We start from the raw sequence: 22,451 nt of genomic DNA, 5'->3' as shown, positions 1-22,451 counted from the left end.
CCGCCCCGCTGGCATCATCCGGTGACTTCCGTCACACTGTTCACATGCATCTTCGTCGCGCTCATAACCGCCACGTGTCTCGAACGGTTCGATGGGCGACGACCGCGATCGCCGTTCTCGGCCTCATTCTCGGCACCGCGGTGCCGGCGACGGCCACGGGTGCGATCGCTGCGTCGGCGGTGACGGCCGTCGGCGACCCCGCCCGCACCTCGCTCGCCGGGTTCGAGCCGGGCAACATCATCAGCGACGCGGTCTTCACCGACAAGACCACGATGACCGAGGCTCAGATCCAGTCGTTCTTCAACTCCAAGGTCGCGACCTGCCGCGGGGGAACCGACAGCTACGGCCCCATCATCTGTCTGAAGGACTACAAGTCCGACTCGGTGAATCGGCCTGCCGACGTGTACTGCAAGGGCTACACGGGCGCGAAGGGGGAGTCGGCGGCGCGCATCATCTACCGGGTGGCGCAGTCGTGCGGGATCAACCCGCAGGTGCTGATCGTGATGCTGCAGAAGGAGCAGGGGCTCATCACGCACACCTGGCCGAGCAAATGGCGCTACGACGCCGCACTGGGGCAGGCGTGTCCTGACACCGCGCCGTGCGACCCGAAGTTCGTCGGGTTCTTCCACCAGATCTACGGCGCCGCCCGGCAGATGCAGATCTACATGGAGGGCCGTTACTTCCAGTGGTACAAAGCGGGCAAGACCTGGCAGATCCAGTGGCACCCCGATCGTGCGCGCTGCGGCACCGGCCCGGTCTACATCGCGAACAAGGCGACGGAGGCCCTCTACTACTACACGCCCTATCAGCCGAATGCCGCCGCGATGCGCGCGGGCTACGGCACCGGCGACTCGTGCTCCAGCTACGGCAACCGCAACTTCTACAACTACTTCACCGACTGGTTCGGCTCGACTCAGCAGCTGGCCAGGTCATTGAAGGTGACCGGGGTCACCGTGCAGGGCAAGTTCCTGGTCGGCCAGGTGCTGTCCGCCACCGCAGCGGTCGACCCCGCACCGACGACGACCACGTACCAGTGGCTGCGTAACGGCACGGCGATCTCGGGAGCCACATCCGCGCGCTACACACTCGCATCGTCCGACGCCGGTCGTTCGATATCGGTCCGTGTCGTCGCCCAGAAGAGCGGATACAGAGACGGTTCCGGGACCTCCGCTGCTTCCTCGGTCAGTGCCATCAAGGTCGACAGGCTCTACGGACCCAAGCGGGAGACCACCGCAGTCGCGGTGTCACGTGCGGCCTGGCCGACCGGCACCGGCACAGTCATGCTGGCGACCAGCCAGGATTTCCCTGATGCACTCAGCGCGGCGGCGGCCGCCGGTCGGGCATCCGCGTCCCTGCTGCTGACACCGTCGAGCGGCCTGCCCGCAGAGGTGAGCGCGGAGATCAAGCGTCTCGCCCCGACCCGGGTCATCCTGATGGGAGGCGAGGGCGTGCTCCCGCGACGGCTCGCGGATCAGGTCCGGACAGTCGCGCCCGGTGCCAAGGTGGAGCGGCTCTCGGGGATCGATCGCTACGAGACGTCCCGCGCGGCAGCCTTGAGCGGCGGGAGCAGCTCCGAGGTCCTCATCGCGACCGGCAAGGACTACCCCGACGCGATCAGCGCCGCTGCCGTCGGCAACAGCCGAGGCATCCCGGTTCTCTTGATCAACGGCACCCGTCCAAGGCTCGACGCACCCACCATCGAAGCGCTCCGCAAGCTGGGCGTGCGTACGGCGACGATCATCGGGGGCGTCGGCGTCGTTCCGGACTCGGTGCAGCGGCACCTGGGGGAGTTGGGACTCGCCACGAAACGGCTCCACGGGATCGACCGGTACGCCACCAACGAGGCGATCGTGAAGGCCCACTTCTCATCGAGCGCACTCAAGGTGCTGTTCGCCTCTGGAGAGGGGTTCCCCGACGCCTTGAGCGCTTCCGTGCTCGCGGGTCGCTGGAAGGTGCCTCTTCTTCTCACACGCCAGTCATGCGTCGTTCCCGGGGCGATCGACTTCATGCTGCGAAGCGCTACCGACACCGCAGTGCTCATCGGCGGACCGGGAGTTCTGGATGACGGGGTCGTCGCCATGCGGCGGTGCTGACGCTCCCGAGCACGCCTCCTGCGGGGAGTGCACAGGCACACTCACTAGAATGTGTGGGCGACCTCTCGGCTGGAGCCCTTTTGACTGACCACGATCATTTCGCTCTCGTGCCGCGCACTGAATTCGATGTCCCAGGCAAGAGCCACGGTCTGATCGATGTGGTGCGCTGGCGATATCTGCTGCGTCTGCTGGTGCGGACCGGAGTCACGACGCGTTATCGCAACTCCGTGCTCGGGTGGCTCTGGTCCTATGTGCGGCCGGCGGCGCAGTTCTTCGTGTTCTGGGTCGTCCTCGGGATCTTCATGGATCTCGATCGTGTCCCCAACTACGCCGTCTACCTGTTCTCCGGAATCGTCGTCATCAACCTCTTCTCGGAGGGGTTCAAGAACGCGACGACATCGATCGTGGGCAATGCACCTCTCGTGCGCAAGGTCTTCCTGCCCCGGCAGCTCTTCGCCGTGTCAGCCGTGCTGGTGTCGTTCGTCCACTTCCTGCCGCAGCTGGCGCTGCTGCTGCTGGTATGCCTCCTCATGGGCTGGGCCGGCAGCGTGACGCTGCTGGGCATCCTGGGAGCCGTTGCGGGAATGCTGATCGTGATGGTCTTCTCCCTCGGGCTCGGGCTCTTCTTCGGCGCCGTGAATGTGCGCTTCCGTGACGCGGAGAACATCGTCGAGCTGATGCTCCTGCTGGCGACCTGGGCCTCCCCGGTGCTCTACGCGTGGACCATGGTCCAAGAGGCTGTGGTCGGCAAGCTGGGCTGGCCGAGCTGGATCGTCGACCTCTATATGCTGAACCCGATCACTCAGGGAGTCGAGCTGTTCCACTACGCTTTCTGGCGGCCGGCGAGCGAGGTGGTGGTGGGCTCTGCCGGGTATGCCGGTGAGGCACTCACCCCCGTTCCGCCGATGCTTGCGGCGAACACCCTCTGGGCGGCACTCATCGCAATCGGCACGCTGCTCGTCGGGCAGCTCGTGTTCCGCCGGCTCGAAGGAAAGTTCGCCCAGGACCTATGAACCAGACTGAGAAACGGCCCAGCATCATCGTCGATGGTGTCCGCAAGACCTTCACCCTGAATCACGCCTTCTCTCTGAAGGACACCGTCGTGTCGTGGATCCGGCGTCGCAAGCTCAGTTCCACCTTCGAAGCCCTCAAGGGCATCGACCTCGTCATCAACGAGGGGGAGTCCGTGGCGATCCTCGGAATGAACGGCTCCGGGAAGTCGACGCTCCTGAAACTGGTCTCCGGAGTCATGGAACCCGACTCAGGAGAGGTTCTGACTCGCGGACGGGTCGCGGGGCTCATCGAGGTCGGAGCCGGGTTCCATCCCGAGCTCTCCGGACGCGAGAACGTCTACCTCAACGCCGCCATCCTCGGAATGAAGAAGCACGAGATCGACGCGCTCTACGACGAGATCGTCGCCTTCAGTGAGATCGAGGAGTTCATCGACCAAGAGGTCAAGCACTACTCGTCGGGAATGTTCCTGCGGTTGGCGTTCGCGGTGGCCATCCACGTGCATCTGGACGTCCTGCTGATGGATGAGATCCTCTCCGTCGGCGATGTGCCGTTCCGGGAGAAGTGCCGTCAGAAGTTCGAAGAGCTCATCGCGGCAGGCAAGACCCTCGTAGTGGTCAGCCATGACATGGAGATGGTCCGACAGCTGTGCACGCGCGGAGTGGTGATCAGCAAGGGACGTGTCATCTACGACGGTGAACTCGAAGGGGCAATCGCGCTGGTGGACGCGGCATGATCGTCGACTGGATCGGTCAGCTGCCGGTACTGGCGGTCGCGACTGCCCTGATCTTCCTGCCGGGCGGACTGGCACTTTACCTTGTCGGGATGCGCGGGATCGTTCTTGCAGCCGCGGCTCCGCTGTTCACCGTCGCGACGACTGCGGTCGCTGCTCTTGTCCTCAGCATCATCGGCGTGCCGTGGTCCGCTGGCTCCTGGTCAGCGTCGATGGTGCTCCTGATCCTCATCGCGGCACTTGGGGGCCGCTGGGCTGGCGGTCGGCTGGCACCGCGATCGCCCGCCTCTCCGCGTTGGCTGCTGCCGTCCGCTGTCGCCGTGGGGGTGATCCTGTCGGTGTGGCGGGTCGTCGCGTATGTACAGGATCCGTCCGGGATCTCGCAGACAAACGATGCCGTGTTCCACATGAACGCCGTCCGCTATGTGCTCGAGACCGCGGACGCCTCCTCGTTGCACGTCAATTCGGTCATCGGCGGACGCAGCTTCTACCCCGCAGCCTGGCATGCGCTCGTCTCCCTCATCGTGCTCACCAGCGGCGCCGAGATCTCGGTCGCCGCGAACATGCTCACCGTCGTGATAGCGGCCATGATCTGGCCCCTCGGGATCGCATGGCTCACGCGAGCGGTGACCGGCTCGTCGACGGTCGCGGCCTACGCGGCGATCCTGTCAGGGTCGCTGCAGACCTTCCCCCTGCTCATGTTCCAGTGGGGTGTGCTCTTCCCGAACGCGCTGTCGACCGCGATGATCCCGGCGGCGATCGCGCTGGTGGTGACCATCCCGCGATGGAGGGACGATACGAGTCGAGCGGGACACGTGACACGGCTCGCGCTCCTGGTCCTCGTCGCGGCGGCTGCCATCCTGCTTGCGCAGCCGGCTGGAATCCTGCCATGGATGGCCATCTGCGCCGTATGGGTGTCATGGAGGGCCCTCGCTCGTCGGGCGGCATGGGGTTCGACGCGAACCGTCGCGGCTCTCGCCGCTCTGTGGGCGCTCGTCGCCTGCATCTGGCTGTACCTCGCGCAGGGGACGTCGGGGTCGCACTGGCCGCCCTTCCGCGGGAAGCGCGAGGTCTTCCTCGATGTGCTGTTCAACGGCCAGGTGATGATCCCGTTCGCTTACGCCATCAGCCTCCTCATGCTGGTAGGTATCATCTTCGCCGCGCGATCGACAGGCCTTCGCTGGTTCGTCGTGGCTTGGGCGGGCATCTCTGGGCTGTATTTGCTCGTCGCGGCTGTGGGCAGCGATATCGTGCGGGTGGGCCTGCTGGGCGCCTGGTACGCCGATCCGTATCGCATCGCTGCTCTCGCGCCGATCGTGGTGATACCACTCGCAGCGCTCGGAGCGGACGTGCTGGTTCGGATGCTCGCCGCGAAGGCTGCGGCGAGCAGAGCGGGGGCGATCACGCTGCTGGGTCTTGCAGCCACTGCCGTGCTCGTGATCGTGATCGTGATCGTCCGACCGGTCGCGATGCCCGCTGTAACGCAGGGGACGTACGATCGCGAGTCGCGGTATCTCGCGACCGACGACGCGTATCTCAGCCCGGACGAGCGAAAGGTCCTCGAATCCCTCGACGACCTGGTCCCCGCCGGTGCGAGAGTGATCGCCAACCCTTCGACGGGGTCGGGGTTCGGTTACTTCCTCAGCGGTCGCGACGTGTACCCCCGGACCTGGGCAGCCCCGGATACCGACGCATGGCGCGCGTTGTCGGCGCATCTCCGCGACGTCTCCACCGATCCGTCGGTCTGCGAGGCGCTGGAGGTCTACGGTTCTCCGAAGTATGTCCTGGATTTCGGCGCCGGGGAACGCGCTCCTGGACGCTACCTGATGCCCGGTATGACCGATTTCACCGGTCAGCCTGGATTCGAACTCGTCGACGCTGTGGGTGACGCCTCGCTCTGGCGCATCACGGCGTGCGCTCAGTAGTCTCAAGGCTCCTCTCGCTAGGATCGTGAGGATGCGCCCGGTTGATCTGTCCGTTCTCGTCGTGATTCCGGCGTTGAACGAGGAGGACTCCGTTGCGGACGTGGTCCGCGACGTGAGCACGGCGTACCCTTCCGCGCGATGCCTGGTGATCGATGACGGCTCTGACGATGCCACTGGGCTTCGCGCTCGCAGCGCAGGCGCCGATGTTCTGCCCCTGCCGTTCAATCTGGGAGTGGGCGGGGCGATGCGGGCCGGCTTCCGGTTCGCTCGTGCGCATGGCTACGAGGTCGTGGTGCAGGTGGATGCCGATGGACAGCACGATCCTCGGATGATCGAGGAGATGATCGCGCGGCTCGATCAGGCGGATCTGGTGATCGGAGCGCGATTCGCCGGCAGAGGCGAATACGGCGTCCGAGGTCCGCGCAAGTGGGCGATGCGTCTGCTCGCCACGGTGATCAGCAGAGTGGCACGCACTCGACTCACCGACGTGACCAGCGGTTTCAAAGCAGCAGGACCGCGCGCGGTCGAGCTCTTCTCGGATGAGTTCCCGGCCGAGTATCTCGGAGACACGATCGAGGCTCTTGTGATCGCCGCTCGCGCAGGCCTGCACATCGAGCAGGTGCCGGTGGCCATGCGCGTCCGCCAGGGGGGCGAGCCGTCGCATCGACCGATCAAGGCTGCGGTGTACCTCATCCGCGCCTGCGCCGCGTTCGGACTTGCCATGATGAGGCCGCGCGCAAAGGTTCGGAGTGACGCATGGACATGAACATGAGCACGGTCACGTACATCTTCGGCATCGTGGCGGCAGTACTCGCCCTCATCGCGATCATCGAACTCATGCGACGCGGAACGTTGCGCGAACGGCACGCGGGCTGGTGGTTCGTCGGGGGAGTGATGTCCCTCGTGATCGCTGTCTTCCCGCAGACCCTGGGCTGGGCCGCGTCCGCCGTCGGCATCGTCGTGCCGGTCAACCTGGTGTTCTTCGTCGCCATCGGACTTCTATTCCTCGTCAGCCTGCAATACGGCGCCGAACTGACCAGGGTGGAGGAGAAGCTCCGCGTTCTGGCCGAGCAGTCCGCCTTCCATGAGCGGCGTATCGCACAACTTGAGAACGGGATCGCCAGGGACCCCTCGTCGTCCGCAGGGGACTGCGCGCCGAACTCCGACGGAGCGGGCTTGTGAGTTCGCAGTCACGGGTCGTCATTGCCTCTCGGCTCTTCCCGCCGGAGGTGAGTGCAGGAGCGTTCCGCCTCGGTGCGCTCGCTCGTGCGCTCGTCGGACGCGGTGAGCGCGTGACCGTCATGACCACGATCCCGCCCGCGCATGCCCCTTCGGCTCGTGACACGCGCGGCCTCGAGGTCCGACGCTGGCCAGTGCTGCGCGACGCCGGTGGCAATGTGCGCGGCTACCTGCAGTACATGAGCTTCGATGTTCCGCTGCTAATGCGAATGCTGGGAACGAAGTTCGACGTGGCCGTCGCGGAGTCGCCTCCGACGACGGGCCTTATGGTCGCGCTCGTCGCCGCGCTTCGGCGCAGACCGTTCGTCTACTACGCCGCCGATGTCTGGACCGACGGCGTGATCTCCATGGGCGCAGCTCGGCCCGTCGTCAGGATCATGCGGTGGATGGAGCGCGCGGTTCTCCGTCGCGCCCACTCCATCATCTCCGTGTCCGACGAAGTGACCGAGCGCCTCGTTCTGCTCGGAGCGGATCCGGATGACGTCACCACGGTCGGGAACGGGATAGACACGGAGATCTTCACGCCTGCGGCCGAGGCGGCAGATGACGGCTCCTACTTCGTGTACACCGGCACCATGTCGGAGTGGCAGCAGCCCGACGTCTTCATCCGAGCGTTCGCCCTGATCGCCGACGACTATCCCGACCTCCGACTGCGATTCTTCGGACAGGGCTCGGTCGAGTCTTCGCTCCGGGAGGTCGCCGAGCGTCTCCTGCCCGGTAGGGTGCTGTTCGGCGGAGTGGTCAGTCCGGCCGAGTCGACTTCCTGGATCCGCGGGGCCGCCGGCGCGTTGGTGAGTATCGTGCCCGGCATCGGGTACGACTTCGCCAAGCCGACGAAGACATATGCCGCAGCGGCCACAGGTACGCCGGTCCTCTTCGCCGGCCCTGCAGCAGGGGCGGACCTCGTCCGCTCGGCAGCCCTCGGACGCGCAGTCGAGTTCTCCCCTGAGGCAGTGGCGCAGGCCATGCGCGAGCTGCTCGCCGACTCTGCAGATGGCACGACCGCCGCGGAACGCGAGCGACGCGCAGCCTGGGCCCAGCAGAACGTCTCCCTCAGCGCCGTTGCGGAGCGCGTCGCAGATGTGGTGACCCTGGCCGCCCAGGCAACCACCCGTAGAATCGTGGACAGTGCCCGCACGACGAACAGCGGCAGTGAAAGGCGAGCCCGATGACTTCTTCCCCCCGCGTGCGTATTGTCGAGTCCGCAGACGTCTCCACAGAGGCGTCTATCGGCGACGGCTCCTCGATCTGGCACCTCGCCCAGGTTCGCGAGGGAGTGCAGATGGGTGAGAACTGCATCGTCGGCCGTGGCGCGTACATCGGCACCGGAGTGCGGATGGGCGACAACTGCAAGGTGCAGAACTACGCCCTGGTCTACGAGCCCGCGAAGCTCGCCGACGGAGTGTTCATCGGGCCGGCAGTAGTCCTGACCAACGACACGTACCCGCGGGCGATCAACTCCGACGGCACGCTGAAGAGCGCCCATGACTGGGAGCCCGTGGGCGTGACCGTCGGGAAGGGCGCGGCCATCGGCGCGCGCGCCACCTGCGTCGCGCCGGTCACGATCGGTGCCTGGGCGACGGTTGCAGCCGGCGCAGTGGTCGTCAAGGACGTTCCCGCTTACGCACTGGTGGCCGGTGTGCCCGCGCGCCGGATCGGCTGGGTGGGGGAGTCGGGCGTGCCCCTCATCGCGGGCGACGACGAAACCACCTGGGTCTGCCCGACGACGGGCGATCGTTTTGTGGAAAGCAATGGAACTCTTACCAAGGAGGCCGCGTGAGCGAGTTCATTCCCCCGGCGAAGCCGATCATCGGTGATGAGGAGCGCGAGGCTGTCGATCATGTGATGCGCAGCGGCATGGTCGCGCAGGGGCCGGAGGTCGCGGCTTTCGAGCAGGAGTTCTCGGCGCATTTCGTGCCGGGGCGTCCTTCGGTGGCGGTGAACAGTGGCACGGCCGGTCTGCATCTGGGGCTGCTGGCGGCCGGTGTGGGGCCGGGTGATGAGGTGATCGTGCCGTCGTTCACGTTCGCCGCGACCGGCAACTCGGTGGCGCTGACAGGGGGGACACCGGTGTTCGTGGACATCGAGCCAGAGACGTTCACGCTGGATCCTGAGGCGGTGGCTGCGGCGATCACGTCCAAGACGAAGGGCATCATGCCGGTGCACCTGTACGGTCACCCGGGCCGGATGCGTGAGCTGGAGAAGATCGCGGCTGACCGCGCAGTGGCGCTGTATGAGGACGCCGCTCAGGCGCACGGCGCATCGCTGGATGGTCGGCCGGTGGGCTCGTTCGGCGAGTTCGCGATGTTCAGTCTGTATCCGACGAAGAACATGACCAGCGGTGAGGGCGGCATGGTCACCGCCGCGACCGACGAGATCGCACGGCGGGTGAAGCTGCTGCGCAATCAGGGCATGGAGCGGCAGTACGAGAACGAGATCATCGGGTTCAATGCCCGGATGACCGATATCCATGCGGCGATCGGGCGGGTGCAGCTGACCAAGGTGGATGCCTGGACGAAGACACGTCAGCAGAATGCCGCGTTCCTGGACGCGAACCTGCAGGGTGTCGTGGTGCCGCCGGTCGCCGAGGGGGCGGTGCACGTGTATCACCAATACACGATCCGGGTTCCTGAGGACCGTGACGGGTTCGTCGCGGCGCTGAAGGCGGAGCACAACGTCGGCGCGGGCGTGTACTACCCGATCCCGAACCACCGCCTGCCGTCGCTCGCCCCGTACGCATCTGGGGTTGACCTGCCCGAGACCGAGCGGGCGGCGCGCGAGGTCGCCTCGCTGCCGGTGCACCCGTCGCTGTCGCAGCAGGATCTGGAGCGCATCGTGACCGCGGTGAACACGCTGGCCGGGGCGGGCGCCTGATGGTGCTGCGGGCCGGGCTGCTCGGCGTCGGCATGATGGGGCGCCACCACGCGCGGGTGCTGCGTGAGCTGGACGGGGTTGATCTCGTCGCGATCGCCGATCCGGGCGGCGACCCCCACGGTGTGGCGGGGGATCTCGAGGTGCTTCCGAACATCGATGCGCTGATCGCGGCAGGCATCGAGATCGCCGTCGTCGCCGTGCCGACTCGCTTCCACGAGGACGCGGCGCTGAAGCTGGCATCCGCCGGGGTGCACACGCTGGTGGAGAAACCGATCGCTCATTCCCTCGAGGCCGGTCAGCGCATGGTCGACGCCTTCAAGGACGCGGGTCTGGTCGGCGCGGTCGGGCACATCGAAAGGTTCAACCCCGCCCTGCAGGAGCTGCGTCGGCGGATCGAGGCGGGCGAGCTCGGAGCGGTCTACCAGGTCGTCACGCGCCGTCAAGGTCCGTTCCCCTCCCGCATCGCCGATGTCGGAGTCGCGAAAGACCTCGCATCCCACGATGTCGACCTCACGGCCTGGGTTGTGCAGTCCGACTACGAGCGGGTGTTCGCGCAGACCGCGTTCAAGTCCGGACGCGAGTTCGAGGACATGATCACCATCACCGGCCGCACCAAGTCCGGCGTGATCGTGAACAACATCGTCAACTGGCTCAGCCCGATGAAGGAGCGCGTCACCGTCGTCACGGGGGAGAAGGGCGCCTTCGTCGCCGACACCTCCACCGGCGATCTGACGTTCTACGCCAACGGCACCTTCCCGCTGGAGTGGGAGTCCGTCTCCTCATTCCGCGGCGTATCGGAGGGAGACGTCACACGCTTCGCGCTCGCCAAGCGCGAACCGTTGAAAGTGGAGCATGAAGCCTTCCGTGACGCCGTCCTCGGCCAGCAGACCGACGTCGTCACCATGGAACAGGGTCAGCGCACCCTCACGGTCGTGGAGGCGGCGCTGCGATCCGCCCGGACCGGCGAAGCGGTAGCACCGTGAACCCATGAAGCTCATCTCCACGACGCTGCGTCGCCTGCTGCCTTTCCTCCCCGCGACCGCTCGCCGCTTCCTCATCATGTTCGGAGTGGTCTCGGCGTTGCTGTCCGTGGTCGACGTCGTGGCGCTCATGGTGCTCGCGCTCGCCCTGGCAGGCATAGTAACCGGCGGGGGCGTGCAGCTTCCCGTCATCGGTGCGGTATCGCAGACGCACGTACTGACCCTGATCCTTATCCTCGCCGGGGTGGTCATCGCCAAGTCGGCGGCGAATGTCTGGCTGCAGTGGATCGCGACGCGGCGATTCGCCTCCTACGAGCTGGCCGTGGGTCAGGAGCTGTTCGGCGCGTACATCCGCTCGTCATGGACTGACCGCATCTCGCGCAACAGCGCTCAGATCGTCGCCATGTCCGACACCGGGATCGCGAACGTCATCGCAGGGTTCCTCCTCCCGGTTACCACCCTGCCGGGTCTCTTCGTGACGTCTGTCGGGGTCATCGGAGTCATCGTCGTCACACAGCCGGTCACGGCGCTGATCACCATCGTCTACCTCGGTGGCATCAGCGTTCTGCAGTACTTCGTGCTCAGCGGGAAGACCCGTCAGGCTGCCCGCGTCGCGCGGGACTCGGCTCTGAGGGTGGCTGCCCTGATCTCCGGGATGGTCGCCTCGCTGAAGGAGATTACGCTGCGCGACAAAGCCGACGAGGTAAGCGAGGTGGTCCGAGCGACACGGGTGCGCACATCGCAGGCGCGCGCGAACTCCAGCTTTCTCGCCGCGGTTCCACGGTTCATCTTCGATGCTGCCATCATCGGAGGGTTCATAGTCGTCGGTGGGGCAGCCTTCATCACGAACGACGGAGACATGGACGCCACCGTCTCGGCGGTCGCGCTCTTCGGCATCGCAGGCTTCCGCCTGGTTCCTTCGCTCACTGCTTTCCAGGCCGTGCTCACCCGGACGATGACCTCTGCGCCGTATGTCGATGCCGTGATCGAGGACATCGAGGCGTCGAAGAAGTTCCTAGCCGATCACGAGGTGCTGGGTAAGCAGCCCCTTCCTGGTCAGCCTCAGCTTCTCGAGCTCCGCGGGGTCGAGTTCACGTTCCCTAACGCGGAGCGTCCGGCCGTCTACGACATCGACCTGCGCATCCCGATGGGTGCGACGGTGGGCATCGCCGGCGCGTCAGGCGCTGGGAAGTCGACTCTCGTCGACCTTCTGCTCGGTCTGCTAACCCCCACAACGGGAGCGATCGAGATCGATGGCAGGGCGCTCGCCGACGTCATGGCGGCGTGGCGATCGCACGTCGGCTACGTGCCTCAGGAGGTGACGCTGTTCGACGGAACGATCGCGCAGAACATCGCCCTGTCATGGGGTGACGACATCGACGTCGAACGGGTGGAAGCCGCCGCCCGGCGTGCGCAGCTCTGGGACGTGATCCAGCAGCGTTCCGATGGCCTTCTCACCCGGGTTGGAGAGCGCGGACTCACTCTGTCCGGCGGACAGCGGCAGCGCCTGGGCATCGCCCGGGCACTGTACAACGAGCCGTTGGTCCTGGTGCTGGACGAAGCGACGAGCGCGTTGGACACGAAGACCGAGGCCGACGTCGCCGATGCGATCCGCGATCTGCGGGGAGACGTCACGGTGATCGCCGTCGCCCATCGCTTGAGCACCATCAAGGACTCCGATCTCGTGCTGTTCATGCATGACGGGACGGTGACGGCCAAAGGCAGCTTCGCAGAGGTCGTCGCCGACAGCCCGGAGTTCGCGGCCCAGGCTCGACTCGCGGGACTCGCATGAGCACGATGACAGCGAAGGCGCGCATCGCCTACCGCCTCGCGCTCGGTCTGCTGCCCGACTGGTTGTCCCTGCCCCTGCGTCCCCGGGGACGGCGCTTCGATCCGGCGGATGTCCCCGAGCCGATCCGGGCGCCCGATGGCGACGCGCGGCTTCTCATCGCTCCTGCCAACTTCGCGGGTCAAGGGCATCTCTGGGCGCGCGCAGCTGCGCGACTCGACGGGGTCGGAGCCATCAACATGCAGGTCGCGTCCGCTAACGGGTTCGGCTTCGCGGCCGACTATGACGTACCGCAGGCTGTCTTCGACTCGTCGGGCACCTGGGCACGTCGTCAGCGTGATGCCGTGGTGACGGGTTTCACCCACGTGCTCGTCGAGGCCGAGCGGTCCATGTTCGGGTTGGCGTTCCAGGGATTCGTCGAGCGTGAGATCCAGTGGCTGCGTGCTCGCAGCGTGGAGGTGGCTTTCGTGAGTCACGGCACCGATCTGCGGTCACCTCTGCGCCACGCTGCGATCGATCGATGGTCGCCCTTCCGTGACGCCGACCCTGAGTGGACCAGCGCGCTGGAAGCGCGCGCGGCACGCAACAGAGCCATCCTCGAGCGATCGGGGCTTCCGGTGTTCGTCGCCACTCCGGAGCTGCGTGAGGACTGGCCGACGGCGCAGTGGCTTCCGAATGTCGTCGATCCAGAACACTGGAAGAACCCGGAGCCCGCGTTCGGCACCAACCGGCCCGTCGTGCTGCATGCTCCAACCAACCCCGCTGTGAAGGGGACGGCGCTGATAGAGCCGGCCTTGAAGAGGCTGGCCTCCGAGGGCGTCATCGACTACCAGCGGGTCATCCGCATACCCCCGTCCGACATGCCAGGTCGCTTCGCGTCGGCCGACATCGTTCTCGATCAGTTCGCTCTGGGCATCTATTCGACGACGTCGATCGAGGCCATGGCGGCAGGGCGCCTTGTCTTCGCGCACCTGCACCACCAGGTGCGTGATCACATCGTCTCGGTGACAGGACTCGAGCCGCCGATAGTCGAAGCCACGCCGGACTCCCTGGAGGACCTCCTCCGCGATGTGGCGGCGCGACCTGATACATACCGCGCGATCGCGCAGCGTGGACCCGCCTATGTGCGCGCAGTGCATGACGGCGGCTTCAGCGCGCGAGTCCTTGCTCCGTTCCTCGGCAGGGGGGAGCAGGCGGAATGAGACCTCACGTACTGCTCACGGCCTGGGCGTTCGCACCTGCTCGCACCAGCGGTGTGTATCGAGCCATCGGTTTGGCCAGTGCATTCGCCGAGCACGGCTGGGACGTCACTGTTCTGACCGCGCCTCGAAGCGTCTTCGCATCCGAGGGGATGGTCGACGACAGCCTGTCGGCTCAGGTCGCCGCGTCGGTGCGCGTCGTCGAGGTGCCATTCTCATCGATGGCGTATTCGAGCGACATCACCAGCTGGGGTTGGGCCCGTGCCCGACACCCCGAGCTGTGGGGCCTCGCGCGCGCCTGCCGGTTCCCCGAGCCGGCGTTCGGGGATTGGCGTTCGGCCCTGGAACGGGCCGCCGTGCGCGTGCATCGCGAGCATCCTGTCGACCTGGCGTTCGGCACGGCCAACCCTTCCGTGGACTTCATGCCCGGCTGGGAGCTCAAGCGCCGCTTCGGCGTGCCCCACGTGATGGACTACCGCGACGCGTGGACGATTGATGTCTTCACGGGCGAGTCTCAGACTCGCGTCGGAGCGCGCGCCTCACGGTGGGAGCAGCGGCTTATCGAGGCCGCAGACCAGGTGTGGTTCGTCAACGAGCCCATCCGCGCATGGCATCGCAGCAAGTATCCAGCTGCGAGCCCGAGGATGCACGTCGTGCCCAACGGCTTCGACATCATCGACGGCGCGAGTCCTGCGGTGCCGTTCCGTGAGGTCGATGGCGACAGACCACTCACGTTCGGGTACATCGGCACGATCAACACTGGTCAGTTCCCGACCGAGGTGCTCTTCGAAGGATGGAGCCGCGCTCGGAGGATCTCTGACGAGATCGCTCGAGCGCGCATCGTGCTGCGAGGACACCTCGGTCGCACCGGAGTCGCCGATGCCGCGCTCGAGGACTACCTCCGCCGCGCCGCCGCGGAAGGCATCCACTACGAAGGACCTGTCGCGAAAGCTGACGTCGCGGCCACCTATGCGGGTTTCGACGGCCTGGTTCTCGCTCTGGCCAGCGGGCCGGGCGTCACGAGCGGCAAGGTCTTCGAGTTCGCCGGCACCGGTCTGCCCGTCATCTCCGTGCACGACCCTGACAGCGCCGCTACCAGCATCATGGAGAGCTCTCCGGTGTGGACGCCGAGCGCCTCGCTCGACTCCGATGACATCGCTCAGGCCTTCGTTGCGACGGCCGCCACGATCCGCGCTCAGACGGCACAGACACGCGCCGAAGCCGTCCGATGGGGGGAGCGATGGGAGCGCATGCAACAGCTGAGCGGCCCGGTCGCCGCTCTTTCCGAGCTCGTGAAACGGAGCCCTGCACGATGAGGATCGTCATCTTCTCGCCTAGCGGATCGTATGGTCCGGAGTCGCTGCCGACGCTGACGGACGCGGATGAGGTGATCGTGGTGTCGTGGACGGGTACGAGTGCGCTGTCCGACGAACGCATCATGGTGCCGCAGAGGACCTTCGGAGCGCGCATATCCGCCGCCACAAGGGGAAATGTGATGCTGCGCACGCTGGTGAGGGTCCTGCCCACCGACTCCGGGGCGCGATTCTGGCGCGCCACCCGCCGCGACCCCCGCGTGCGCGATGCCGTGCGCCGGGCTGATCTGATCGTCGCTCCGGAGCGCGACGGCGGGTTCGCCGCGTGGTCATGGCGTCGGGTGGCCGAGCGGCGCGGGCGCGAGATCCCGGCGGTGTCCGGCTACCCAGCCGCGCGGACGGCGATCGGCCAGCTCAGATGACGCACCGCCCGCATCTCCTCTACACAGCGTGGGGGTTCCCCCCGAGCCGCGCTGGTGGCGTGTACCGAGCGCTTGCGACCGTGAACGCCTTCGCCGAGCGCGGATGGGACGTCACGGTGCTCACGGCGCCTCGCGAGACTTTTCTCAGCTCCACAGGGGGCGACGTGATGCTCGAACGGCGGATACATCCGGCTGTTCGCGTCGAGCGGGTGCCGGTCAGCGTCCCCGCCTTCTCGTCGGACATGTCGGCGTGGTCACGCGCCCGGGCGCGGCACCCTGAGCTGTGGGCCGCCGCCGACTGGCGGCACGACCTCATCCGATTCCCGGAACGGGCCTATGGGCGCTGGAGGCCGGCCCTGGAGTCGGCCGCCTCGCGGGTGCACGCGAACCGGCCGGTGAGCCTCGCAATGGGCACGGCCAACCCGCACGTCGACTTCATCCCCGGCTGGTCATTGAGCAACGCGGCCGGCGTGCCGTATGTGATGGACTACCGCGACTCGTGGCGACTGGACGTCTTCTCAGGCCGCACGCTGCACTCCGATCGTTCGCGTGTGGGTCGATGGGAGCGGCGACTGATGTCCGGTGCTTCCGAGATCTGGTTCGTGAATGAGTCGATCGCACAGTGGCAGAGGGAGCGTTCGCCGCTCGCGGCTGATCGCATCCGCGTGGTCGCCAATGGGTTCGACGAGTACGATGCGCCGCTGAGGGTGCCGGTTCGGACAGGCCGAACGGGGCTGCGTTTCGGTTATATCGGCACCGTCTCGGACGCCGTGCCCATCGCAGAGCTGCTGGAGGGATGGCGGATCGCACGCGAGCGCTCGGGGGAACTCCGCGCCGCGGAGCTGGTGATCCACGGCTATCTGGGGCATTTCGGTGCGACCGGAGCAGCGGCTGAAGCCCTGGCGCGTGCCGAGCGTGATGGCGTGCGTTTCGTGGGTCCGGTCAGCAAGGCTGCGATCGGCGAGGTGTATGCCGGTCTGGATGCGCTCGTGCTGGCGCTGGGCACCGGCCGCTACGTGACCAGCGGGAAAGTGTACGAGTACGCCGCGACGGGGATCCCCATCGTCGCGGTGCATGAGCCGTCCAACGCGGCGACAGACGTTCTGCTGGGCTCACCTGCGTGCTGTGCGGTCCGGTCACTGGCACCAGAGGAGATCGCGGACGCGCTGGTCCGTACCGGCGACATGGCTCAGACGCAGACTGCGGCCGAGCGCACAGCTGCCCAGCACTGGGCCGCCGGATATAGTCGTTCGGCGCAGCTCGCCCCCCGGATCGATGCACTGACCGCGCTGGCCACCGGCAGGGGGACGGCGCAGTGAGAGTCGCGGTCACGAAGGGCACGCTACGCGTGCCCCCGACTTACTTCGCGATTCAGCACGCTGTCGCCATGCGCGACGCGCACCACTTCCGGTTCTTCACCGGAGCCGCGGAGATCGGCGATCCGGCCAGTCTGACCGGGCTGGAGGTGGATGACGCCAGCGCGCGGATCCCGGTGCTCGCGTCCCGCCCATATGCGACTCGCGACTGGGTGGCGCCATACCTGACCGGGGTGACGGCACGCGCCCTCATGGAGTGGCGACCTCATGTGATCCACCAGCACTTTGCGACGCTGTCGGGTGCCGCGGTTCGAGCGCACCGCGCGACCGGAGCCCCGATGATCCTCACCGTGCACGGCGCGGACGTCTACGTACCCCTGACTCCGTTGGAATCCGTCCGCGGAATCGCACGCGCTCGACTCGCCGTTCATCAGAATGGCGTCAGCCGTGCGTTCTCGTCGGCTGCGCGGGTTCTGGCTGTCTCCCACTACCTGGCCGACCGGGTGGTTGCCGCTGGCGCCGACCCGAAGAGGGTGGTCGTGCATTACCAGGGCATCGACACCGACCGATACCAGCCGCTGAGAGGCGTGCAACCGGAGCAGCCGCGCATCGTGTTCGTTGGCGCGCTGTCGGAACGCAAGGGTGTGCGCGACCTCGTGAGCCAGTCGATCAGGCTGCACCGGAGCATGCCGCACCGCTTGGCCCTCGTCGGCGATGGCCCGTTGCGCTCCGAGGTCGAGCGGGCAGCGCACGAGCATCCGCATATCGATGTGCATGGCGCACTCACTCAGGATCAGGTTCGCGAGGTGCTCGCCCGCTCGACTGCGCTCGCGCTTCCGACCAGAAGACACGGCCAATGGCGAGAGGCCGCGGGTCTGGTGACGCTTGAGGCGCAGGCGATGGGCGTTCCCGTGGTCGTGTACGACTCCGGCGGCGCCAAGGAGATGATCGACGACGGGGTCACCGGTCTCGTGGTGCGTGAGGGCGACGTCGACGCCCTCGGGGAGGCGCTGGCCTCGCTCCTCGAGCTCAGCGAGCACGAGCACGCAGCCATCGGTGCGCGTGCGCGCGACTTCGTCGTGCAGCATCGCAGCCTCGCAGGCAGTGCGCAGCAGCTGTCCGACCATTATGAGGAGATCACCCGATGACGACGCGAATACTCTGCATCTCGTTCTCCAACATACGATCCGACGCGCGCGTGCTGCGCCAGCTCGACGTGCTCCGCCGGCATGGCGAGGTGACGACCCTGTCGTACGGCACCAAGCCGGAGGCCGCCGCCGATCACCTCGAGATCGATCGGGCTCTGCCGTCGTTGCCGCAGACGGTGCCTGGTGTCGCGAAGCTGGCGCTCAGGGCGTACCGGTCGGTCGCTTTGGACGCGCCGGCCGTGCGTACCGCGCTCAGCCTCATCGACGGTATGGAGTTCGACGTCGTCGTGGCCAACGAGGCGCGTGCGCTTCCGGTCGCATTCGAGGTCGCCGGCTCACCGAAGATATGGTGCGATTTGCATGAATGGGCGCCGGCCGAACGGGTCCACGTGCTTTCGTGGCGCCTTCTCATCGCGCCTTTCATGCACTGGGTGTGCGCTCGATACCTTCCGCGGGTCGATGCCGCCACGACGATCAACGCCTCCATCGCTGAGATGTACAGGGCTCAGTTCGGTGTGTCACCCGAGATCGTGCGGAACGCCCGGCCCTTCGTTCCCGAGCTCGCCCCGAGCGAACCAGAGCCGGGGACGATACGCCTCGTGCACAGCGGGGGCGCGGTGCCCGGACGCAACATCGAGGCGATCATCGACGCAGTGGACCAGCTCGGCGACGGTTACAGCCTCGATCTCTTCCTCATCCCGTCACGGCAGGCGGACGCCTACTGGCAGAAGCTCCTCGCACGAATCGACGCGAGTCCGCGCACGACACTGCACGACGCCGTGCCGCCCGATGATCTCCCCGCCGCGCTGAATCCCTTCGATCTCGGCGTGTTCCTGCTGCCGCCGCACACACCGAATCACCGGCTGATGCTGCCGAACAAGTTCTTCGACTTCGTGCAGGCGAGACTCGGCATGGTCTACGGCACCTCACTCGAGACCGACCGGCTCATATCGTCGCATGGGCTCGGCGTAATCACGCCGGGGTACAGCGCCGCCGACCTCGTGAAAGCGCTGCGGGAGGTCACACCGGAGCAGGTGCAGGGCTTCAAGCACGCCGCGGATGAGATCGCCGGACGCATGTCGTCGGATGCGGACATCGCGGTCGAGGAGGGCATCATGCGCCGCCTGACAGCGCACTGAGGCACCTGTCGCCCTGCGTTGGTTCTGGGCACGTATCCGTAGACTTGTGCATGTGAAGATCGTCAGCGTCGTAGGTGCACGCCCACAGTTCGTCAAGCTCGCCCCGATCCATAAGGCCGCCCGCGCGGCCGGGGTCGAACATGTCATCGTGCACACCGGTCAGCACTACGACCCGATGCTCTCCGACGTCTTCTTCGAGGACCTTGGCATCGACGCGCCGGATGTGCACCTCGGCGTCGGATCCGGCTCGCACGGTGTGCAGACCGGGGCGATGCTCGCCGCGCTCGATGCAGTCCTCGACGAGCACCGACCCGATTGGGTGCTCGTCTACGGTGACACGAACTCGACCGTGGCCGCTGCGCTCAGCGCGGTCAAGATGCACATCCCGGTGGCGCACCTGGAGGCAGGGCTGCGGAGCTTCAATCGCCGCATGCCGGAGGAGCACAACCGGGTGCTGACTGACCACGCCGCGGACCTGCTTCTCGCCCCGACTCAGGTCGCGGCCGATCATCTCGCCCACGAGGGACTCGTCGAGCGCACTGAGCTCGTCGGGGATGTCATGACGGATGTGCTGTTCGAGGTGCGCGATCAGGTATCCACGCAGCCGCCTGCGCTGCTCGGGGAGCTGGGGCTCGAGGAGCGCGGCTTCTATGTCGCCACCATCCATCGCGCCGAGAACACTGACGACGGCGGTCGACTCGCGGAGGTGGTTGGCAGCCTTGCAGGACTCGACAAGCCGGTCGTGCTGCTCGCACACCCGCGGGTCGTGGCCAAGGCCGCTGCCCACGGTGTCGAGCTCACGCAGGGCTCATTGATCGCGCACTCTCCGTTGGCATACCCGGAGCTGATCGCCGCGGCCCTCTGCAGCGCGGGTGTCGTGACCGATTCCGGCGGCCTGCAGAAGGAGGCATTCCTGCTCGGCGTGCCGTGCACGACCGTGCGCACCGAGACGGAATGGGTCGAGACCGTGCAACTCGGCTGGAATGTTCTGGCCAACACCGCCGCCGAGATCGCAGCGGGCGTGACTCGGCCCCGCCCGACGCCGACGGATGCCGCACCCTACGGCGACGGGCATGCCGCCGCGCGGGTGATCGAGGTTCTCTCACGTCACGCGCGCTGAGCGCCGACAGCAGAGGAGTCGGGCCGCAGCTGCGGCCCGACTCCTCTGCTTCCCGCCGCGGTCACTCGTCGGCGGAGACTCCGGTGCCGGACATCGCCTCGGCGTCGTTGGGCAGCAGCTCCTCGCTGGGCGCGAGCGGCTCCTCCACGGGGGCCAGCAGAGCTCGCGAGCTGGTCGGAGACCAGTCCTTGCGCAGAGTCGCAGCCCAGTTCGCGAATCGCTGATCGCCCGTCAATCGTGCAAGCGTGTCCAGCTGCCAGCTGTGGATCGGGTGATAGGTCTTGTGCTGCCAGCGGGGAACGAAGCATCCGCTCTGCCAGCAGTAATACGAGACGCCGTTGGGCACGCGGATCTTCGGCATCACCTCGAGCACTGATGCCGCGGCACCGTCCAGGTAACGCAGCACCTCCGCATCCTTCGTCATCTTCCAGTAGTCGTAGACTCCGAACAGAGCGAAGATGTGCCCGTTCAGGACGCGCATTGGCTTGGCACCGTCGCGTCCGGCGTACTCCTCGATCCACAGCGTGTCGCCGACCATCAGGCGCGCCCATGGCTCCGTGCGCGATTCAGGCAGGTTGAGGCTCTGCCACGTGCGGTCGGCCGCGGTACGCCACTTCTCGTCGCCGGTCTGCTCGTACATCCGCACGAAGAGGGACAGCGCCTCGCCCTGAGCCATACCCGACCACCATGGAGCCGTATAGGAGCTGAACGTGGACGCCCAGTCGAACAGGTAGGGGTAGAACCAGGCGCCGTCTCGTTCCGTGCGGATCTGCACCAGGCGCTCGGCGTGCCGCTTCGCGCGGTCGAACCACACCCGTTCACCGGTCTTCTGATACTCCGCAAGCGCCGACATGCCGTACTGCGCGAATGCGACCGGATGATCCACGCGCGACCCGCCAGGACCCATGTTGAGCACCCGCAATCCGGTGGAGTCCAGGACGATCCCCGGGTCCTTCACGTTCACGGTCGGACGATCGGAGTACGGAGCGGGCACATCGTCTCGGAAGGTGAACCCGCCGAGTTTCCAGCTCGGCGAGACCGGTGCCGGCTCACCGCAGCTGGCGCCGTTGGCAGCCGCGTCGCTCACGACCGCGACCCCCCCGATCGCCACCCGATGGACATCGGGGAGAGCTCCGAGTGCGAGCCGGTTGGCGCGTGGCATGCACGTCGCGCGCGACAGGGTGAGGATCGCATTGCTCTGCGCCGCCATTGCGGCCGAGGTCAGAGCATCGGGGAAGTCCTCACCGGTGGCGACGAACACCGTCTGGGGCGCATCGGGCGCGAACGCGGCGTTGACCGCCGCCGCAGTGTCATAGCGAGTCGCTCCTCCGACTCGGGTGACGTCGAGCCCCGAGGTGCGTGCCGACTGCTCTATCGGGATGCTGATGGCGCCGTGGCCGCCGGCAAGCCAGAGCTTCTTCGCGCCGGCCGCGGCGATCAGGCTGCGCGTCGCGTTGTCGAGCGTGGCCTTCGCGCCGTCCACCATCAGCACGGGGATGTGCTGGTCACCGGCGGCGGCACCCGCCACCAGCGCGTCGGCATAGTGACGGCCCGTTGCGAGGACGATCTGCTCCGCGCGGGGGCTGAACTTCGCGACGAGCTTCCGCGACGTCTCGTAGCGGTTCGAGCCGAAGATCCTCTGAACGGGGGCCGCTGTCGCCAGAGTCTCCACCACCCTGCTGGAGATGACGGTCGGGCCGCCCAGCACGTATATCCGCTCGGGAGCCAGGCGCTTCACCTCGTTGAGAACTCCTGGCCACACGCTGTCGCTCTTGGTGAGCAGCACGGGCCCGCCCACGGATGCGGCAGCCGTCGTGGCGGAGAGCGCGTCGGGGAAGTTCTGACCTGTGGCGATGAAGACGGCCTTCACGCCGGGCGCGGTACGACGCGAGATCTGAAGCGCCGTGTCGTAGCGAGAGGCGCCCGCGATGCGGTCGACTGTCGAGGCGGCCGCCCGGACGACGCTTGTGACAGCAGGGCTTGCCGATGCGGCAGCCGTGGAGAGTGCTCCTCCCGCGAGCAGCAGCGCCGCGGTCGTCAGGGCCGCACCGGCGCGGCTGAGGGTATGCGATTTCATGTGATGGGTTTCCGGGTAGAGCGGACGGCGATCGTCTCTCAAGATATCCCACAGGTGACCCGCGTAGACGATC

Annotated in this window: 19 protein-coding genes; 18 read left to right on the top strand and 1 reads right to left on the bottom strand. The window is 66.8% G+C overall.

The features are described 5' to 3' along the window. Positions 1–74 precede the first annotated feature (74 nt). From BFN01_RS15005 to wecB, 18 genes are all read left to right on the top strand, one after another. Positions 75–2,093: a cell wall-binding repeat-containing protein gene (locus BFN01_RS15005; protein ID WP_083428762.1), complete on the top strand. Its 2,019-nt coding sequence runs from the start codon at positions 75–77 to the stop codon at positions 2,091–2,093. A gap of 107 nt (positions 2,094–2,200) precedes the next feature. Continuing rightward, a complete protein-coding gene (locus BFN01_RS09990) occupies positions 2,201–3,106 on the top strand; it encodes an ABC transporter permease (protein WP_071644000.1) in 906 nt (301 codons plus the stop codon). After that, positions 3,103–3,840 (top strand): ABC transporter ATP-binding protein, encoded by a 738-nt coding sequence (locus BFN01_RS09985; protein ID WP_071643980.1) that lies wholly within the window; start codon positions 3,103–3,105, stop codon positions 3,838–3,840. Before BFN01_RS09990 ends, BFN01_RS09985 begins: the two co-directional genes overlap by 4 nt. Continuing rightward, a complete protein-coding gene (locus BFN01_RS09980; RefSeq protein WP_071643978.1) occupies positions 3,837–5,762 on the top strand; it encodes a DUF6541 family protein in 1,926 nt (641 codons plus the stop codon). The genes BFN01_RS09985 and BFN01_RS09980 overlap by 4 nt, the downstream gene beginning before the upstream one ends. 31 nt (positions 5,763–5,793) lie before the next feature. Continuing rightward, on the top strand, positions 5,794–6,528 hold the full coding sequence (locus tag BFN01_RS09975; RefSeq protein WP_071643976.1) for a glycosyltransferase family 2 protein: 735 nt from the start codon (positions 5,794–5,796) through the stop codon (positions 6,526–6,528). Further along, positions 6,519–6,944: a DUF2304 domain-containing protein gene (locus BFN01_RS09970; protein WP_256221111.1), complete on the top strand. Its 426-nt coding sequence runs from the start codon at positions 6,519–6,521 to the stop codon at positions 6,942–6,944. Before BFN01_RS09975 ends, BFN01_RS09970 begins: the two co-directional genes overlap by 10 nt. Positions 6,945–6,991: 47 nt before the next feature. Next, positions 6,992–8,173, top strand: a complete 1,182-nt coding sequence (locus BFN01_RS09965) for a glycosyltransferase family 4 protein (RefSeq protein WP_256221110.1) — start codon at positions 6,992–6,994, stop codon at positions 8,171–8,173. Next, the gene (locus BFN01_RS09960; protein ID WP_071643972.1) at positions 8,170–8,781 is read left to right on the top strand and encodes an acyltransferase; all 612 of its coding nucleotides are present in this window, start codon (positions 8,170–8,172) and stop codon (positions 8,779–8,781) included. Before BFN01_RS09965 ends, BFN01_RS09960 begins: the two co-directional genes overlap by 4 nt. Continuing rightward, complete coding sequence (locus BFN01_RS09955; protein WP_071643970.1) at positions 8,778–9,875, top strand: DegT/DnrJ/EryC1/StrS aminotransferase family protein; 1,098 nt, start codon at positions 8,778–8,780, stop codon at positions 9,873–9,875. Before BFN01_RS09960 ends, BFN01_RS09955 begins: the two co-directional genes overlap by 4 nt. Next, the gene (locus tag BFN01_RS09950; protein ID WP_071643968.1) at positions 9,875–10,858 is read left to right on the top strand and encodes a Gfo/Idh/MocA family protein; all 984 of its coding nucleotides are present in this window, start codon (positions 9,875–9,877) and stop codon (positions 10,856–10,858) included. Before BFN01_RS09955 ends, BFN01_RS09950 begins: the two co-directional genes overlap by 1 nt. A 4-nt stretch (positions 10,859–10,862) precedes the next feature. Further along, positions 10,863–12,647 carry an ABC transporter ATP-binding protein gene (locus BFN01_RS09945; RefSeq protein WP_071643966.1) on the top strand — a complete coding sequence of 595 codons (1,785 nt, stop codon included), beginning with the start codon at positions 10,863–10,865 and terminating at the stop codon, positions 12,645–12,647. After that, the gene (locus tag BFN01_RS09940; protein ID WP_071643964.1) at positions 12,644–13,846 is read left to right on the top strand and encodes a glycosyltransferase; all 1,203 of its coding nucleotides are present in this window, start codon (positions 12,644–12,646) and stop codon (positions 13,844–13,846) included. Before BFN01_RS09945 ends, BFN01_RS09940 begins: the two co-directional genes overlap by 4 nt. Continuing rightward, positions 13,843–15,159, top strand: coding sequence for a glycosyltransferase (locus BFN01_RS09935; RefSeq protein WP_071643962.1), 1,317 nt, complete (start codon positions 13,843–13,845; stop codon positions 15,157–15,159). Before BFN01_RS09940 ends, BFN01_RS09935 begins: the two co-directional genes overlap by 4 nt. After that, a complete protein-coding gene (locus BFN01_RS09930) occupies positions 15,156–15,578 on the top strand; it encodes a hypothetical protein (RefSeq protein ID WP_071643960.1) in 423 nt (140 codons plus the stop codon). The genes BFN01_RS09935 and BFN01_RS09930 overlap by 4 nt, the downstream gene beginning before the upstream one ends. A gap of 80 nt (positions 15,579–15,658) precedes the next feature. Beyond that, positions 15,659–16,897 carry a glycosyltransferase gene (locus tag BFN01_RS09925; RefSeq protein WP_256221109.1) on the top strand — a complete coding sequence of 413 codons (1,239 nt, stop codon included), beginning with the start codon at positions 15,659–15,661 and terminating at the stop codon, positions 16,895–16,897. 68 nt (positions 16,898–16,965) lie between these two features. Continuing rightward, on the top strand, positions 16,966–18,042 hold the full coding sequence (locus BFN01_RS09920; protein ID WP_143187212.1) for a glycosyltransferase: 1,077 nt from the start codon (positions 16,966–16,968) through the stop codon (positions 18,040–18,042). After that, on the top strand, positions 18,039–19,181 hold the full coding sequence (locus BFN01_RS09915; RefSeq protein WP_071643954.1) for a hypothetical protein: 1,143 nt from the start codon (positions 18,039–18,041) through the stop codon (positions 19,179–19,181). Before BFN01_RS09920 ends, BFN01_RS09915 begins: the two co-directional genes overlap by 4 nt. A 52-nt stretch (positions 19,182–19,233) precedes the next feature. Continuing rightward, positions 19,234–20,301 carry a non-hydrolyzing UDP-N-acetylglucosamine 2-epimerase gene (gene wecB, locus BFN01_RS09910; protein WP_071643952.1) on the top strand — a complete coding sequence of 356 codons (1,068 nt, stop codon included), beginning with the start codon at positions 19,234–19,236 and terminating at the stop codon, positions 20,299–20,301. A gap of 61 nt (positions 20,302–20,362) precedes the next feature. Here the strand turns inward: wecB and BFN01_RS09905 are convergent, their stop codons facing one another. Then, positions 20,363–22,378 (bottom strand): cell wall-binding repeat-containing protein, encoded by a 2,016-nt coding sequence (locus BFN01_RS09905; RefSeq protein WP_071643950.1) that lies wholly within the window; start codon positions 22,376–22,378, stop codon positions 20,363–20,365. Between the last annotated feature and the right edge of the window lie 73 nt (positions 22,379–22,451).

The sequence above is a fragment of the Microbacterium sp. AR7-10 genome (genome assembly GCF_001878835.1).
GTDB classification, from domain to species: domain Bacteria; phylum Actinomycetota; class Actinomycetes; order Actinomycetales; family Microbacteriaceae; genus Microbacterium; species Microbacterium commune.
Note: the sequence above shows the minus strand (reverse complement) of the source record. Positions and strands in the feature narration are given on the sequence as shown.